Below are 16,016 nucleotides of genomic sequence, written 5' to 3'. Positions count from 1 at the left end.
CGCTGACCTGAGCGTTTTTGCAGTCACCGTCTGCGTTTCTTACATCTCGACCAGATCGTCGTCGCCGCCGTCGCCTTCAGGAGCTTGGAAATCAAGCCCGTGTGCGGCACGAATCTTGTCTTCGATCTCTAGCGCGATGGAACGGTTTTCTTTCAGGAACATCTTGGAGTTCTCACGCCCCTGTCCGATCCGCTCGTCCCCATAGCTGAACCAAGCACCCGATTTTTCGACGACGCCCGCTTTCACCCCAAGGTCAAGCAGCTCACCGGTCTTGGAAATCCCTTCGCCGTACATGATATCAAACTCCACCTGTTTGAACGGTGGTGCCACTTTGTTTTTGACAACCTTGACCCTAGTCGCGTTGCCGACAACCTCATCCCGGTCCTTAATCGCGCCGATACGGCGGATATCCAGGCGGACAGAAGCGTAGAATTTCAACGCGTTACCGCCTGTTGTTGTTTCGGGAGATCCGAACATAACGCCGATTTTCATCCGGATCTGGTTGATAAAGATTACCATACAGCCAGAGCGATTGATCGACCCAGTCAATTTCCGCATCGCCTGCGACATCAGCCGCGCGTGGACACCGACAGAACTGTCGCCCATGTCGCCTTCCAGCTCGGACTTCGGCGTCAGCGCCGCCACCGAATCAACAACGACTAGTGACACAGCACCCGAACGTACCAGCGTATCAACGATTTCCAGCGCCTGTTCGCCGGTGTCAGGCTGCGAGATGAGCAGCTCATCCAAGTTTACGCCCAGCTTTTTCGCATATTGCGGGTCCAGCGCGTGTTCCGCATCGACAAAAGCACAAACACCGCCTTTTTTCTGCTCTTCCGCGATGGAATGCAGGGTCAGCGTAGTTTTACCTGACGATTCCGGTCCGTAAATCTCAATTACGCGGCCCTTTGGCAGGCCACCAATACCAAGCGCGATGTCCAGCCCCAACGAACCGGTTGATGTCGATTCGATATCGGCCGCAGGGTTATCCGCCCCCAGCTTCATGATAGAGCCCTTGCCGAACTGGCGTTCGATCTGAGCCAATGCGCTTTCCAACGCTTTTTCTTTATCCGCGGTCTTTTTATCAGCCATTTTGAGGAGTTCTGCCGTTGCCATATTTCCTGTCCTTATTTCATGCGACCCGGTGGGCAGCAATCACTGCTTTTGTTCTCTTTGTGTTCCCATCACACATGGGATCACAAGGGGAACATTGCAACTAAAAATTTACCTGTTCACCTTTGATCGAGAGTGGTTAAGACTTGATTTACATCAACGATAAGCAACAATAAAATTAAAGGACGCCGCACAAATGCTTGTTTTCTGGAAAGAAAACCTTGTCTTATTGGCTGTTCCAAAAACGGGATCAACGGCCTTGGAAGGCGCGCTTGCGCCCCGCGCCTCTATGGTTCTACGCGATCCGCCACAGTTGAAACATGCGCCCTGCTATCGCTACAAACGATTCCTTAAACCGTTTTTCGTGCAGGCTGGCGGGCAGAAACCGGAACTTATGGCCGTCGTGCGCAACCCTGTTGATTGGCTGGGCAGTTGGTATCGCTATCGCACACGCGCGGATTTGATGGGGCATGAAAACTCCACCCGCAATGTCAGTTTCGATGAATTCGTGTTGGAATATTGCAAGGGGCAGCCCGCCCCCTTCGCCAATGTCGGATCGCAGAACAAGTTTCTGCGGATCAACGACGGCGAAGTCGGCGTGCAGCACCTGTTTCAGTACGAATCTTGGCACAAAGTGATCGGGTTTTTAGAAGACAGATTAGAGATGACGATTATCCTAAAAGAAAAAAACGTCTCCCCTCCGATGGAACTGACAATATCCCCCGAGGTAGAGGCGAAGCTGCGCGATAAACGCGCAGCCGAATTTGCAATTTGGGAACTTGGTCAATCCTGAGTACGACGCAGTGCCGGACCTGATCCGGGACCTCTGTTTCAGCCATACCCGCGGGATCCGCCGATTATGTGGTCAACGTCCGCTTTACCGCATTCTGCCAGCCAGCGTAGCGTCGGTCACGCACGGCCGAGTCCATCTGCGGTTCAAACCGTCGGTCCAGCGCCCATTCCGCTGCAAAATCGGCCTGATTTGGATAGATCCCCGCCTTCATCCCCGCCAACCATGCGGCCCCCAATGCAGTGGTCTCTAACACTTTGGGCCGATCAACAGGCGCGCCGATGATGTCGGACAGAAACTGCATTGACCAGTCAGACGCGCTCATCCCGCCATCAACCCGCAATACACCATCCGTATCAGTGGTTTGCCAGTCGCTCTTCATGGCCTCCAGGAGATCACGGGTCTGAAAACCTACGCTTTCTAACGCCGCGCGCGCAAACTCCGCAGGGCCGGAATTACGGGTCAGGCCATAAATCGCGCCGCGTGCTTCGGCGTCCCAATAGGGTGCGCCCAGCCCGGTAAAGGCGGGCACCATATACAGCTCTTGCCCTTGATCGGCCTTTTCGGCCAGCGGCTGGGTCTCTGCGGCTTCGCGGATGATCTTCAACCCGTCGCGCAGCCATTGCACCACCGCGCCCGCGATAAAGATCGAGCCTTCCAGCGCGTATGTTGGCTTGCCATCGAACTGATAGGCAATTGTCCCCAGAAGACGGTTTTTGCTTTCGACCAGCTTTTCACCGGTGTTCAGCAGTGCAAAGCACCCCGTCCCATAGGTCGATTTTAACATGCCGGGCTCAAAACAAGCCTGACCGATGGTCGCTGCTTGCTGATCGCCTGCGACGCCAAGGATCGGGATCTCGCGACCGAAAAGATCCGTACGGGTCACACCGAAAACCGCCGCACAATCCTTGACCTCAGGCAGCATTGACATGGGGATACCGAACCGCTCGCAGATCGTCGTGCTCCACTGTCCTTTGCGGATATCATAGAGCATGGTGCGGGCTGCATTGGTTGCATCGGTTGCATGTACCTTGCCGCCAGTTAATTTCCAGATCAGGTAGCAATCAACTGTCCCGAACAACAAATCACCGGCCTCTGCTCTTGTTTTGGCACCCTCTACAGTGCTGAGGATATGATCGACCTTCGTGCCCGAAAAGTACGGATCAGCCAGCAATCCAGTCTTTTGTGTAATGGTCGGCTCAAACCCTTCTTTCCGCAATTCAGCACAGAAAGGGGCAGTACGCCGATCCTGCCAAACGATCGCGTTATGCACCGGCTCACCAGTATTTCGGTCCCAGACCAGCGTTGTTTCGCGCTGGTTCGTGATCCCGATGGCCGCCACATCCCCGGCATCGATCCCAGCTTTTTCAATCACGCCGCGGCAGGTAGACGCGACCGAGGACCAGATGTCAGAGGGATCATGTTCCACCCAGCCGGACTGTGGAAAATACTGAGGAAACTCTTCTTGCGCAACTGCTTGCACCTGCATCTTGGCATCAAAGATGATCGCCCGGCTTGATGTGGTGCCTTGGTCGATGGCCAGGATATACGTCATGATCTCCCCCCTGTTTTTCTGTGTTGTTTCAAGCTGCCATATAGGCGTCAAGGGCGACGATCTGATCTGCGGTCATACGCAAGCCCAGTTTGGAACGGCGCCAGACCACATCTTCGGCCCGGCAAGCATATTCGCGGGTCATTAGCCATTTCACCTCTGCCTCGGTCAGGGTCGCGCCGAAGTCGCGGCCCAAATCATCTGCGGCTTTGGCCGCACCCAATATCCGCTTTGCATCAGTGCCATAAGCCTTGATCAAGCGCAGCGCCCATGCCGGTGTCAGGAAGGAATAGGCCGCTTGCAGATCGCTGACCAGCTTGTCCCGGTCCCCAACCTTGAAATCACCACCCGGCAGCGGGGCATCCGCAGTCCAACCATGGCCGCCCCCAATCAGAGGCGTCAGCTGCTTCAATGCGTTTTCGGCGAGCTTGCGATAGGTGGTGATCTTGCCACCAAAAATATTCAAAAGCGGCGGGCCGTTTTCATCCAGTGACAAAACATAGTCACGGGTCGCAGCCGTCGCTGATGTCGCTCCGTCATCATAGAGCGGCCGCACACCGGAATAGGTCCAGACGATATCTTCGCGGGTCACAGGCTTTTCGAAATACTTTGAGGCAAACGCACAAAGATAATCCTGTTCGGCCTCTGTCGCGACAGGGGTTTGCGACAGATCATCATGCTCTGCATCCGTCGTCCCGATCAGGGTGAAATCGGTTTCATAGGGAATGGCAAAGATGATCCGCCCGTCCTCACCCTGCAAAAAATAAGCCTTGTCATGATCGAACAGCTTTTTGGTCACGATATGACTGCCGCGCACAAGGCGCACGCCCTCAGACGTGTTATGTCGTGCCACGTTGCGGATGATATCCTCTACCCAGGGTCCCCCAGCATTGACTAACGCGCGGGCAGTATGCGTGTGCTGCACGCCATCCGCCTCTGTCACAATGCGCCAGTGCCCGTCTATCCGTTCGGCGCTGATCACCCGCGCGCGGGTCATGATTTTTGCGCCGCGCTCTTCCGCATCACGGGCATTCAATACGACCAAACGCGCGTCTTCGACCCAGCAATCGGAATATTCGAACGCTTGTTCGAATTTTGATTTGAGCGGGGCACCTACGGGCTGTTGCGTCAGATCAACCACTTGCGTCCCCGGCAGGATTTGCCGACCGCCCAGATGATCATAAAGAAACAAGCCCAAACGGATCAGCCAGCGCGGGCGCCGGCCTTTCATCCAGGGTATGACCAAGCCCAGTAGTTTTGAGGTCGGGGTATCGCTCTCAAACCGCATATCGGTGTGATAGGGCAGCACAAAGCGCATGGGCCAGCTAATATGAGGCATGTTGCGCAGCAAAACCTCGCGCTCTTTCAGTGCCTTGCGGACCAGACCGAATTCGAAAAATTCCAGATAGCGCAGCCCGCCGTGGAACAGCTTGGTCGAGGCCGATGAGGTGGCCGAGGCCAGATCATTCATTTCGGCCAAACCGACATTGAGCCCCCTGCCCGCCGCATCGCGCGCAATCCCGCAGCCATTGATCCCACCACCGATAATAAAAACGTCAAAGTCCTGCTGCATCACGTGCCCCATCTGTTTCACCCGCGTGTGACAAGAGTACACGCAGGGCGCAAGTTGCACGCGCCCAAATGTTCGGATCACAGAAGTCGAATACTGATATCATGACTAAAATATAAAGTATTCACTGAGTACGCCTTGCGGAATGTTCGTATTTAGTCAAAAACGAACACGTGGAAACGCAAGCCCGTCATACGTTGATCAGATCACGCGCCCAAGCGAACGGTAAAGTACTGGCCACCGATCTGTCGCAAGAATTTGGCGTGGCCGTGCAAACCATCCGGCGTGATCTGCGCCAACTCTGTGCGGCGGGCGTGCTTGAGCGGGTGCATGGTGGCGCGGTTATGCCCTCGGGCGTTAGCAACATCGGCTATGGGGACAGGCGCGCATCCCACCGTGATATCAAGATCAAGATCGCTCGTAGGACCGCGCAACTAATCCCCGATAATGCGTCGCTGTTCCTGAACATCGGCACCACAACCGAGGCCGTGGCCCACGCCCTGCACGCCCATCGCAATCTGATGGTCGTGACGAATAATTTGAAGGTTGCCAATATCTTGGCGGCCAATCCTACATGTGACGTGGTGGTCGCTGGCGGTAGTTTGCGCCGCTCGGACGGCGGATTGGTTGGGGATTTGGCCGCACTGGCGATTGATCGGTTTAAGGTGGATTTTGCGGTAATCGGGGCCTCCGCGATTGATCTGAGCGGTGATCTTTTGGACTTTGACCCCGAAGAAGTGCGCGTGAGCCAGCAAGTGATCAAAGCCGCGCGGGCCACGATTCTGGTGGCAGATAGCACCAAATTTACGCGCAAAGCCCCGGTAAAAATCGCATCGCTTGCGCAGGTCGATCATTTTGTGACGGACCGGGTGCCGTCTGAGGAATTGATCAACCGATGCGCCGACTGGGGCACAAAGATCGGACTGGTTTAGAGATCACATCGGGGTTGACGAACGCCCGCGTTGAACGCGCTTATAGGGTCTGAGCGACAATCAGGCTTGCGGCCCCAGCTAAGGGAGCGTGTGATTGCATTGCCCACCCAGTGTCCTCTAGCCATCTTGCCACGGTGTCGGAACTATAGACATCACCTTCGCCAGTTTGCATATGGAATGTCCCCGCCATCAACGCGGCCAGTGGTGGGTTTGTTTGACTTGGGTCTGTCCAAAAATCAATCAGCAGTAGCCGCGTTCCCTTTGCCGCACCATCACGTAGACGGTGCAAAATCGATAAGTTTGTAGACTCTGAGAAGAGATGCAGCACATTTGCCACGATGATCCCGTCATAATCGCTGGGGAGAGTATCCATCAGAAGATCACCTTCGACGACATCCAACCGATCTTGCAGGCCGGCCTTGATGATACGTGGGCGGGCTAAAGCTGCGGCCTGCGGCATTTCAAACAGAGTGCCGGTTAGGTCGGGGTGGCTGGCCGCTGCTGCCATCAAAAACAAACCCATCCCGCCACCAAGATCTAGCACGCGCCGGTGCTGACTGAAATCATAGATATGCGGCAAGGCCTGCGCCGATGATGCGGTGAACACCGCAACGCCTTCGTTGAAAACGTCATGCTGCTCTTGGGTGAACTGTTCCCAGCCAAGGGTCTGCTTACCGTCGCGCAACGCAGGTTCCAGCGTAGCCCATTGCGGGTAGATGTATTTGTCCCACAGGCGCATCACAGGGCGAAAATCAGGGCCTGATTGCCCGCTCAGAAACGCTGATGTGACATCAGTATTGCGATATGTGTTCTGGTCTTTTTCCAAAAATCCTGCCGAAACCAAAGCATCCGCAATGATACGCAGCGTGCGCACAGGCACCTGCATATCCTGCGCTAACCTATTCAGGTTGGCGGCCCCAAGACCGATTGCAGCAAACAGCCCCATTTCTGAGGCCACGAAGACGTATTTTCCTGTCATATGCGACATCAGCAGTTGCATGAGGGGGGTGGGGGACGGTTCTGCGACCATATTCTCGGGCTCCTTAGGATCGCACGTCTGTTCCGCTCCTGCTTTTATCGCGCCATAGCAGCAGATCATCAATCATGTTGATTTTGCGGCTATTTATAAAGTTCGGAGTATCGGCATAAACACGCAACAAGTTGATCCAAAATCCTAGTCACATCAGCCCTAGCTGTAAAAGGCGGTTCTGTCCGTAAAGCGAAAACCCGCCCAAAAGAGCGCTGTCAGGCTGAGCCTTTAAACCCTGTCGCCACCACAAATTTCTCGGAACTATCCGACCGTGACGCTGGCGGTTTCACATTCGCGACCTTCGTGAAACGCCGCTTCAGCAGCTTTTGCAAATCGCCCTCAGCCCCACCCGCCAGTACCTTGGCCACGAATGTGCCGCCGTCAGTCAGCACGTCAAAAGCAAAATAGGCCGCAGCTTCGCATAGGGCGATGATCCGCAAGTGGTCGGTTTGTTTGTGACCAGAGGCCGACGCAGCCATGTCGGACATCACCACATCCGCCGTTCCACCAATCCAGTCGCGCACCTTTAAGTCTGCATCGTCTTCCATGAAATCCAGCTGGTGCAGCTCTGCGCCTGCAATCGGCTCCACCTCTTGCAGATCAACGCCGAGCACATAGCCCTGCTCTTTGCCCTTCTTTTCGCCCAAAGCATTCACACGCGGAATTGCCACCTGACACCAGCCGCCGGGCGCACAGCCAAGGTCTACCACGCGTGCCCCCGGCACCAGAAAACGATACTTGTCGTCCAGTTCTAATATCTTATAGGCCGCCCTGCCCCGGTAGCCGTCCGCCTTAGCGCGCTTTACATAAGGATCGTTCAACTGCCGCTGCAACCATTTGGTCGAGCTGAGTTTGCGACCGCGCGCGGTCTTCACCTTGACAGTCAGATCGCGCTGTCCGCGCCCGGAAGTATTTTTGGGTTTATTGGCCATAGCGCGGCATACCCCTAAAATGGTGTGTCTTCCAAGACCCCATCGGCTGACATCTGGGCATAAAGCAATCCCTCACGCAAACCACGATCCGCAACAGACAGCCGATCCGTCGGCCACAGGCGCATCAATGCCTGCAAAATAGCAGATCCCGACATGATCAGCGCTTGCCGGTCCTTGCCTATCCGCGGATCAACGCGGCGGCCCGCAGGCCCCAGCGCCAGATAGTCGCGGATCACGCTATCAATCTGATCAGACGTCATGCGCAAACCGTCGACCTTGGTCCGATCATAGCGTTTCAACCCCAGAAAGCTCGCCGCGACCGTCGTGACAGTGCCGCTGGTGCCGATGATCTGGAAACCTTCGCGATCCTGCGCCGCTGCGTAGGGTGCAAATTCTTCGAGGTTTTCTTCAAAAAACCAGCTCATCAACGCAAACCGGGCCGCGTCATCGGCCACATCATTGAACTGATCACGCAGTGTAGCCACGCCAAGTGGTACGGAAATCCAATCCACCACCTTCGCAGCCGCAAAGGGGCCTGGATCAGAGCTGAACCCCGCATGCAGACGCATGATGGCGCGGGGACGTTCCCTTTTGGGGACGTTGGTCAGATCAATCCAGACCAGCTCTGTCGAACCGCCACCGATATCGACCACCAGCAATTGATCTGTATTCATGCTAACCAGCGGCGCACAAGAGATGACGGCCAGCCGTGCCTCTTCTTCGGGCTTGATAATTTCCAGATCAAGACCGGTTTCACGGTGCACCTGTGACACGAAACTGTCGCCATTCAACGCGCGGCGACACGCCTCTGTCGCCACAAGGCGCATATGCTTGACCTCATGCCGCTTCAACTTTTCACGACATATCCGCATGGCCGAGATCGTACGGTTCATTGACGCGCGTGACAAACGGCCCGTGTTCTCAAGCCCATGGCCAAGCTGCACGGATTTTGAAAAGCTGTCGATCACATGAAACTGGCTGCCCTTGGGTTGGGCAATCAGCATACGGCAGCTATTTGTGCCCAAATCCAACGCAGCATAAAGCGACGCCGGATCAGGCGGGGATGGCGCGGGGGTGTCAACCGCTTTGGGGAACGCGCCCGCACCTTTGGGACGCTTGGGCGCCATTTTTACGCCCTCCATTTCGAGTTACCCTCAAGCTAGGGCGCGGCGCGGTCCGGCGCAAGCCTTGTCAACAGTTTCTTGAGCGCAATACATCTTGGATATGAAGATTATGGGCCCGCAGCACTCTGGCCCCGGCCCGCCTGCCGCGATACGCATCCGCAGTCGCTGCGGGCACGCACCATGTCGAAAACCGACATTGATGTGGCAAAACCAATGCTAAACCGGATCAACAGAGCAAGAGGAATCAAATGCCCGACGTCACAATCGTTTACTGGCGCGACATCCCGGCACAGGTCATCGTCGGTCGCGGGCGGCGCGGAACAAAGCTGCCGCTGCCCGAACGGTTTGAGCAGGCAATTGATCGCGCGGCAATGAAATCCGGCGCTGCCGAATCCGATGATTACATGGCTGGCTTTCGCAAGGCCGCCCCGCTACCTGCCGAAGGCAGTGATGCCGAAGCTGCCGCAGCACAGGTCGCCCGGATTGACGCCGAATATGACCAAGAACGGATCAAGACGCTTATCGCCAATGACGGTTGGAATTGATCCCTGCTCACCTCGTCCCCCAGCGCCTGAAGGAGATCTTAATGTCCCTGCTTTCGTTCCGGAAACCCAAAGACGCGCCTGACACCCCAGTCAACCGCCAAGTCGCGGCGTTTTTGCAGGACTATTCCATCGAAGTGATGCCCCGCACCGCCGAAAAGGTCGACGATTTCCGCGCTTTACTGCCTGAAGGCACGCGGGTCTACATTGCCCATATTGATGGCACACCGATCACCGATATGGTTGCCACCGCAAAACGGTTGAGTGCTGACGGCTACCAAGTCATGCCCCACTTTCCGGCCCGGATCATCAAGAATCGCGCCACGCTGGCCGATTGGATCGCCCGCTACCAAGGTGAGGCAGGGGTCAAACAGGCGCTACTATTGGCGGGCGGTGTGGCGCAACCGCATGGGCAATTCCACAACTCCATGCAGCTGCTAGAAACCGGACTCTTTGGCGATTTCGATCATCTGCATGTGGCAGGGCATCCGGAGGGCAACCGAGATATTGATCCGGACGGTTCTGACACGAACGTCACAGACGCGCTACGCTGGAAGCAGCGTTTCAGCGATACGACCGATGCGCAGATGGCGTTGGCCACGCAATTCGCCTTTGAGGCAGCGCCGATCATCGCATGGGCCGACGCGCTAAAGGATGCGGGCATCACGCTACCCATCCATATCGGCATCGCCGGACCTGCCAAGCTGCAAACGTTGATCAAATTCGCCATTGCTTGCGGCGTTGGCCCTTCTTTGAAGGTGTTACAAAAGCGCGCAATGGATGTGACGAAACTGCTGTTGCCCTATGAGCCGACAGAGGTGCTGGCGGCGCTGGCGGCACACAAAGCCGCAAACCCCGATTTCAATATTACCAATGTGCATTTCTTCCCGCTTGGCGGCATCAAGGCGAATGCGGACTGGGCAATTGCAAATGGTGGCGATGCAGCGCGACCGGCGGCGGGCTGATCAAAACATGACAGCAGCACTCCTTTTTGATCTGGACGGCACGCTGCTGCATTCGGACCCTTTGCATGAACAGGTGTTCTTTGACCTGATGCAGGAATACGGGGTGCATCTGGCGCCCGGCACTTATCTCAGCGACATGCATGGTCGCCAGAATGCAGCGATCTTTGCAGATTTTCTGCCCGACGGCGATGCGCAATCTCTTTCAGACCGCAAAGAGGCGATGTTTCGTGAAAGGCTCGGCGCCGCCGCCAAGCCGACTGCCGGTCTGATGGACCTTCTTGCATTAGCCAAGCAGAATGGCTGGGTTTGCGCGGTTGTCACCAACGCGCCCCGGATCAATGCTGACGCTATGCTATCTGCTATCGGGCTCAGCACGGCCTTTGATACGCTTGTCATCGGCGATGAATGCAGCGCTGGAAAACCTGACCCGGCCCCCTATCTAGAAGCCCTAGCACGTTTGGGGACCGACCCTGCAACCGCAATCGCGTTTGAGGACAGCCCATCCGGCATCCTTGCTGCGCGCGCCGCGGGGCTGTTCACCTATGGTCTGCGCACCAGCTTGTCGCATGATCAACTGACCCAGGCAGGGGCTTCGGCCACGCTTGCAGATTTCACCGATACCGCGCTACTGGATCACCTGAAGCGCCTTGAAGGAGCCACACCATGACCCGCACAGTAATCGAGTCCAAAACCAAGACCGCAATCATCGGCTTTGATCAGCCCTTTTGCGTGATCGGCGAGCGGATCAACCCAACGGGACGCAAGATTCTGGCTGCCGAGCTAGAGCAAGGCGATTTCAGCAGGGTCGAGGCCGACGCAATTGCGCAAGCTGCCGCTGGGGCAAATGTTTTGGACGTGAACTCTGGCGCTGTCTTTTCGAATAAAATGGCCGAAGACCCGCGCTATGCCGATAACAACTTTGTCGAACCGCCGCTGATGACAGAGATGGTCAAGCGTGTGCAGGCTGTCGTGGATACCCCGCTTTGCATCGACAGTTCGGTCCCCGGCGCGCTGGAAAACGGGCTGGCAGCCGCCGAAGGTCGCCCCCTGCTCAACTCGGTCACTGGCGAGGAGGAACGGCTGGAACTGGTTCTGCCGCTGGTCAAGAAATACAATGTACCTGTGGTCGCCATTTCCAACGATGACACAGGGATCAGCGAAGACCCGGAAGTGCGCTTTGCTGTCGCCAAGAAAATCGTAGAGCGCGCCGCTGATTTCGGCATTCCAGCCCATGACATCGTGGTTGATCCGCTCGTCATGCCGATTGGTGCAATGGCCACCGCGGGCCTGCAAGTTTTCACATTGGTCCGTCGCCTGCGCGATGAACTGGGCGTGAACACAACCTGTGGCGCGTCAAATATCAGCTTTGGCCTGCCAAACAGGCACGGGATCAATAACGCCTTTCTGCCGATGGCGATGGCCACGGGTATGACCTCTGCCATTATGAACCCCATCGCCCTGCCCGTCGGCCCAACAAAAATCGCCGAGAAGCGGGCGGAAATCGCGGCAGCAGGCATTATTCTGCCCGAGGATATGGATGATGAAGCCTTTGTCACCATGTTCGGCATGGGCTCGACAAAGCCCAAAGCCGGCTCAGAGATGGAGGCAATCCGCGCGGCCAACTTCCTGACCAACAATGATCCTTCAGGCGGCGACTGGATTCGTTTCAACCGTGCCCCCGTGAAAGAAGGCGAAGGCCGCGCGCGGACCGGACGCCGCCGCCGGGGGTAACCCCCTTCAGCCTTTGTCCGAATGCAGGCAAAGGCTGCACCTCTCACAGAGCATGATGTGAAAGCTCAGATCAAGCGCGCAAACGCGGTTTAAGTTTACTCTTTGGCGGTGTGCAACAACGCCTCTAGCCCGCGCCGAAGCACCATATTATCGCCACCAACACCCAGGAAAGTAACACCTTTCTGGACATAGTCTTTCAGGCGGGCGTCATCGAATGTGATTATCCCGGCAACCTTTCCGGCCGCAACGATGCGCGCAATCATGTGATCTATTGCGGCCACGACCTCCGGATGGTCCAACTGCCCCGGATAGCCCATATCGGCAGACAGATCGGCAGGGCCGACAAACACCCCATCAACGCCGGGCGTCGCCGCGATTGCGTCAATGTTCTGCAGCGCTGCGGCGCTTTCCGCCTGCACCAGTAAACAAACTTGATCATTGGCAGCGCGGACATAATTGGTCACCGCGCCAAAACGGGATGCGCGGGCCATCGCCGCGCCAACGCCCCTGATCCCCTCTGGCGGATAGCGCATGGCACGTGCGATCTTTGTTGCTGTGTCCCCGTCATGCACCAGCGGCACCAGTAAAGTCTGGCACCCCAGATCAAGCGCCTGCTTGATCATCCACACCTCAGGCGCTGCAACTCGAATGACAGCCTGTGTGCCTGCCGCGTCCAACGCCTGTAGCTGCGGTAACATGGTTGCCAGTGTATTTGGCCCATGCTCCCCATCAATCAGACACCAGTCAAAGCCCGCGCAGCCCGCAATCTCGGCCACCACCGGCGACCCGGACGATATCCACAGCCCATATTGTACATGCCCGGCTTGAAGGGCGGCTTTCAGTGTGTTTTGGCGCGGTTCGATCTATGTTCTCCTCAGGCGGATTTGACCAGAGCAGGTCCGCCATCACGATAATAGAGCGAATGGCCATTGTGGAATATCTGCACTTTTGCTGGATCCGCCTGAAAGCGCAATGCCCTGCCACGGATATCCATATGAATGCCCTGTAGTTTGGCAATCACGGTGTTCGTGTCCTCGTCCGCCTTTGGTGGTTCGAAATAAAGCTGTGTCACCTCGCCCAATGCTTCCACGATGCTGACTGTGTCGGCAAACAGGTAATCCTCACCCTCAGTCAGCACCATATCCTCGGGCCGCACGCCGACGTTCACTCGCAGGCCCAAGTCCGAACTTTTTGTCGGCAACATCGAGCGGGCAATACCGCCCTCGTTCAATTTGACCACGGTCTGCGCGCCTGTCTCGATAATCTCGCCAGCAAACAGGTTCATCGCGGGCGAACCTATGAACTGGGCCACGAATTCATTTTCGGGCCGTTCATATAGTTCCAGCGGCGTTCCCACCTGGGCAATGCCCTTATTGGCCAGTACCACGATCCGGGTGGCCAGTGTCATCGCCTCTACCTGATCATGGGTCACATAGATCATCGTGCTGTCAGGCATTGATTCCTTGAGCTGCGCAATCTCAATCCGGGTGGCCACACGCAGGGCCGCATCAAGGTTCGAAAGCGGTTCATCGAACAGATAGACCTTGGGGTCGCGCACGATGGACCGACCAATAGCCACCCGCTGGCGCTGCCCGCCTGACAGGGCCTTGGGCAGCCGATCCAGATAGGGTTCCAGCTGTAGGATGCGCGCTGCCTTGGACACGGCGGCATCAATCTCATCCGGGGTTTTCTTAGCCAGTTTCAACGCAAAGGACATGTTATCGCGCACCGTCATATGCGGATAAAGCGCATAGGACTGGAACACCATGGCGATCCCCCGCTGGGCCGGCGGGACGTCATTAACGATCCCTCCGTCGATTTCCAACGTCCCGCTGGTGATCTTTTCAAGCCCGGCGATCATCCGCAGCAGCGTTGATTTCCCGCAGCCCGACGGACCGACAAAGACGATTAGTTCGCCCTTTTTAATGTCCAGATTGATATGCTTGAGCACATCGACCGTACCACCATAGGTCTTGGCGACTTCCGTCAGTTTCAGATCAGCCATTTCTCACCCCCCTATATTTCAAGTCTTCAGCGCAAGGCACACTTGCCATGGCCCCAGATGTAACCTGCCATCCGCTGACACATGCGCGCCACCCAGTTCGGCACCGATTGGTGTCCACTCCCCGGCAGGCATGTCAAAATCCGATGGAGTCTCGCTGACATTGAATGCGCAGAAAATTGTCTGGTTTTCGTGGATTCGGGTAAAGAACACCACATCCCCCGTAGCCCGCAAGCCATCATGTTCGCCGACACTCAGTGCCGGGTGGTTGCGGCGGAAAGCAGTTGCGCGACGATAATGATGCAGCAATGCGGCCGGATCGTCTTCCTGCGCGCCGACCGATAATTGCAGATGCTCCGACGCGACGGGCAGCCATGGTTGATGTTCAGAAAAACCGCCGTTCTGATTGCTCGGATCCCACACCATGGGTGTGCGGCACCCATCGCGCCCTTTGAATTCAGGCCAGAATTCAATGCCGTAGGGGTCCTGCAAAGCCTCAAAAGGCACATTTGCCTCTGGCAGGCCCAGTTCTTCACCCTGATACAGGCAAACCGAACCACGTAGACACATGATTAGCGTTGCAAACATGCGCTGGGCGGCGGGCGGCAGGTCCCAGCGGCTGGCATGGCGCACCACGTCATGATTGGAAAACGCCCAGCAGGCCCAGCCATCGGCAGCGACCTTATCGACCTGTGCCATGACATCAGCAATCCGGGCAGCGGTCGGTTGATCCTTGGCGAGGAATTCAAAAGCGTAACACATCTGCATCAGATCATTACCGGCAGTATATTCGCCCATGATCTCAAGCCCGCGTTGAGCATCGCCCACCTCGCCCACGGCCGCCGCGCCAAAAGGCTCCATCACTGCGCGTAATTTCCGCAGAAAATCAAAGTTTTCCGGCTGATTCTTGTCGTAAAGATGCTCTTGGTGATTATAGGGGTTCACCGATGGTGCAATCGTCGCATTCCGACGCTCGGGCGCTAGGGGCGGATTATTCCGCAACTGCTGATCATGCATATAGAAATTGATCGTATCAAGGCGGAACCCATCACACCCCCGGTTCAGCCAGAAGCGGGCCACGTCAAGCAATGCATCTTGCACCGCAGGTTCGTGAAAGTTCAGGTCGGGCTGGGATGTGAGGAAGTTATGCAGATAGTATTGTTCGCGCCGGGCATCCCAATGCCAAGCTGAGCCACCAAAGATCGACAGCCAGTTATTCGGCGGCGTGCCGTCAGGCTTCGGGTCGGACCAGACGTACCAGTTGGATTTTGCGTTGGTTTTGTCAGCCCGACTTTCCGCAAACCAAGGATGCTGGTCGCTTGTGTGGCTAAGCACAAGATCGATCATCACCCGAACGCCCAGACGGTGGGCGGTTTCCACCACCGCGTCAAAGTCGGCCAACGTGCCGAACATCGGGTCCACGTCGCAATAATCGCTTACGTCATAGCCGAAATCCTTCATCGGCGACGTGAAGAATGGCGATATCCAGATCGCATCCACACCCAGCGATGCGATGTAAGGCAGGCGCTGGACGATTCCCAACAGGTCACCAACACCATCGCCATTGCTGTCCTGATAACTGCGCGGATAAATCTGATAGATCACCGCACCGCGCCACCAATTCTTGTCGATGGCAATTTCTGTTTGTGGGGCCAAGGCCGTACTCATCGCTTCTATTCCTGTAGAACGCCCGTCCCGGCCATGCGCCGGGACCTGTCGGGGTTGCTTAGTTG

Annotated in this window: 15 protein-coding genes; 6 read left to right on the top strand and 9 right to left on the bottom strand. The window is 56.5% G+C overall.

The features are described 5' to 3' along the window. Positions 1–39: 39 nt before the first annotated feature. A complete protein-coding gene (gene recA / locus ACJ5NV_RS18805; RefSeq protein ID WP_411646226.1) occupies positions 40–1,116 on the bottom strand; it encodes a recombinase RecA in 1,077 nt (358 codons plus the stop codon). 193 nt (positions 1,117–1,309) lie between these two features. Between recA and ACJ5NV_RS18800 the strand changes: the two genes are divergently transcribed. Beyond that, entirely contained in the window at positions 1,310–1,906 is a 597-nt protein-coding gene (locus tag ACJ5NV_RS18800; RefSeq protein WP_411646224.1) for a gamma-glutamyl kinase, read from the top strand. 64 nt (positions 1,907–1,970) lie between these two features. Here the strand turns inward: ACJ5NV_RS18800 and glpK are convergent, their stop codons facing one another. Further along, entirely contained in the window at positions 1,971–3,458 is a 1,488-nt protein-coding gene (glpK, locus tag ACJ5NV_RS18795; protein ID WP_411646222.1) for a glycerol kinase GlpK, read from the bottom strand. A 28-nt stretch (positions 3,459–3,486) separates the two neighbouring features. Next, entirely contained in the window at positions 3,487–5,028 is a 1,542-nt protein-coding gene (gene glpD / locus ACJ5NV_RS18790) for a glycerol-3-phosphate dehydrogenase (RefSeq protein WP_411646220.1), read from the bottom strand. Positions 5,029–5,198: 170 nt separating this feature from the next. On the opposite strand from glpD, the gene ACJ5NV_RS18785 reads away from it, so the two are divergent. After that, positions 5,199–5,957: a DeoR/GlpR family DNA-binding transcription regulator gene (locus ACJ5NV_RS18785; RefSeq protein WP_411646218.1), complete on the top strand. Its 759-nt coding sequence runs from the start codon at positions 5,199–5,201 to the stop codon at positions 5,955–5,957. A gap of 40 nt (positions 5,958–5,997) precedes the next feature. Here ACJ5NV_RS18785 and ACJ5NV_RS18780 read toward each other — a convergent pair whose 3' ends face one another. The 3 genes from ACJ5NV_RS18780 to ACJ5NV_RS18770 form a co-directional block, all read right to left on the bottom strand. Beyond that, complete coding sequence (locus ACJ5NV_RS18780; RefSeq protein ID WP_411646217.1) at positions 5,998–6,987, bottom strand: methyltransferase; 990 nt, start codon at positions 6,985–6,987, stop codon at positions 5,998–6,000. Positions 6,988–7,202: 215 nt separating this feature from the next. After that, positions 7,203–7,919 (bottom strand): RlmE family RNA methyltransferase, encoded by a 717-nt coding sequence (locus tag ACJ5NV_RS18775; protein WP_411646215.1) that lies wholly within the window; start codon positions 7,917–7,919, stop codon positions 7,203–7,205. Positions 7,920–7,933: 14 nt separating this feature from the next. Next, entirely contained in the window at positions 7,934–9,046 is a 1,113-nt protein-coding gene (locus ACJ5NV_RS18770) for a Ppx/GppA phosphatase family protein (protein WP_411646213.1), read from the bottom strand. A 245-nt stretch (positions 9,047–9,291) separates the two neighbouring features. Here ACJ5NV_RS18770 and ACJ5NV_RS18765 point away from each other — a divergent pair, with 245 nt between their 5' ends. From ACJ5NV_RS18765 to ACJ5NV_RS18750, 4 genes are read left to right on the top strand one after another with little or no spacing between them, the layout of a single operon-like run. Further along, positions 9,292–9,588, top strand: coding sequence for a virulence factor (locus ACJ5NV_RS18765; protein WP_411646211.1), 297 nt, complete (start codon positions 9,292–9,294; stop codon positions 9,586–9,588). Positions 9,589–9,629: 41 nt separating this feature from the next. Beyond that, on the top strand, positions 9,630–10,550 hold the full coding sequence (locus ACJ5NV_RS18760; protein ID WP_411646210.1) for a methylenetetrahydrofolate reductase: 921 nt from the start codon (positions 9,630–9,632) through the stop codon (positions 10,548–10,550). Positions 10,551–10,557: 7 nt separating this feature from the next. Next, the gene (locus ACJ5NV_RS18755) at positions 10,558–11,217 is read left to right on the top strand and encodes an HAD family hydrolase (RefSeq protein ID WP_411646208.1); all 660 of its coding nucleotides are present in this window, start codon (positions 10,558–10,560) and stop codon (positions 11,215–11,217) included. Next, a complete protein-coding gene (locus tag ACJ5NV_RS18750) occupies positions 11,214–12,281 on the top strand; it encodes a dihydropteroate synthase (protein ID WP_411646207.1) in 1,068 nt (355 codons plus the stop codon). Before ACJ5NV_RS18755 ends, ACJ5NV_RS18750 begins: the two co-directional genes overlap by 4 nt. Positions 12,282–12,376: 95 nt before the next feature. Here the strand turns inward: ACJ5NV_RS18750 and ACJ5NV_RS18745 are convergent, their stop codons facing one another. The 3 genes from ACJ5NV_RS18745 to ACJ5NV_RS18735 all read right to left on the bottom strand — a co-directional run bounded on the left by ACJ5NV_RS18745 (position 12,377) and on the right by ACJ5NV_RS18735 (position 15,951). Next, positions 12,377–13,084 carry an HpcH/HpaI aldolase family protein gene (locus ACJ5NV_RS18745; protein ID WP_411646259.1) on the bottom strand — a complete coding sequence of 236 codons (708 nt, stop codon included), beginning with the start codon at positions 13,082–13,084 and terminating at the stop codon, positions 12,377–12,379. Between the two features lie 71 nt (positions 13,085–13,155). Beyond that, complete coding sequence (locus tag ACJ5NV_RS18740; protein WP_411646205.1) at positions 13,156–14,286, bottom strand: ABC transporter ATP-binding protein; 1,131 nt, start codon at positions 14,284–14,286, stop codon at positions 13,156–13,158. Positions 14,287–14,304: 18 nt separating this feature from the next. Next, complete coding sequence (locus tag ACJ5NV_RS18735) at positions 14,305–15,951, bottom strand: alpha-glucosidase (RefSeq protein WP_411646204.1); 1,647 nt, start codon at positions 15,949–15,951, stop codon at positions 14,305–14,307. Positions 15,952–16,016 lie beyond the last annotated feature (65 nt).

The organism is Loktanella agnita, assembly GCF_046640325.1.
GTDB lineage: Bacteria > Pseudomonadota > Alphaproteobacteria > Rhodobacterales > Rhodobacteraceae > Yoonia > Yoonia agnita.
The sequence above is the reverse complement of the archived record's forward strand: the minus strand, read 5'-3'. Positions and strand labels throughout refer to the sequence as shown.

Bases quoted from the DNA above. Each gene is read 5' to 3' on its own strand.
- ACJ5NV_RS18770 (WP_411646213.1), bottom strand. From the start codon at position 9,046: ATGGCGCCCAAGCGTCCCAAAGGTGCGGGCGCGTTCCCCAAAGCGGTT.
- glpK (WP_411646222.1), bottom strand. From the start codon at position 3,458: ATGACGTATATCCTGGCCATCGACCAAGGCACCACATCAAGCCGGGCG.
- ACJ5NV_RS18755 (WP_411646208.1), top strand. From the start codon at position 10,558: ATGACAGCAGCACTCCTTTTTGATCTGGACGGCACGCTGCTGCATTCG.
- recA (WP_411646226.1), bottom strand. From the start codon at position 1,116: ATGGCAACGGCAGAACTCCTCAAAATGGCTGATAAAAAGACCGCGGAT.
- ACJ5NV_RS18780 (WP_411646217.1), bottom strand. From the start codon at position 6,987: ATGGTCGCAGAACCGTCCCCCACCCCCCTCATGCAACTGCTGATGTCG.
- ACJ5NV_RS18775 (WP_411646215.1), bottom strand. From the start codon at position 7,919: ATGGCCAATAAACCCAAAAATACTTCCGGGCGCGGACAGCGCGATCTG.
- ACJ5NV_RS18800 (WP_411646224.1), top strand. From the start codon at position 1,310: ATGCTTGTTTTCTGGAAAGAAAACCTTGTCTTATTGGCTGTTCCAAAA.
- ACJ5NV_RS18740 (WP_411646205.1), bottom strand. From the start codon at position 14,286: ATGGCTGATCTGAAACTGACGGAAGTCGCCAAGACCTATGGTGGTACG.
- ACJ5NV_RS18765 (WP_411646211.1), top strand. From the start codon at position 9,292: ATGCCCGACGTCACAATCGTTTACTGGCGCGACATCCCGGCACAGGTC.
- ACJ5NV_RS18735 (WP_411646204.1), bottom strand. From the start codon at position 15,951: ATGAGTACGGCCTTGGCCCCACAAACAGAAATTGCCATCGACAAGAAT.
- glpD (WP_411646220.1), bottom strand. From the start codon at position 5,028: ATGCAGCAGGACTTTGACGTTTTTATTATCGGTGGTGGGATCAATGGC.
- ACJ5NV_RS18750 (WP_411646207.1), top strand. From the start codon at position 11,214: ATGACCCGCACAGTAATCGAGTCCAAAACCAAGACCGCAATCATCGGC.
- ACJ5NV_RS18760 (WP_411646210.1), top strand. From the start codon at position 9,630: ATGTCCCTGCTTTCGTTCCGGAAACCCAAAGACGCGCCTGACACCCCA.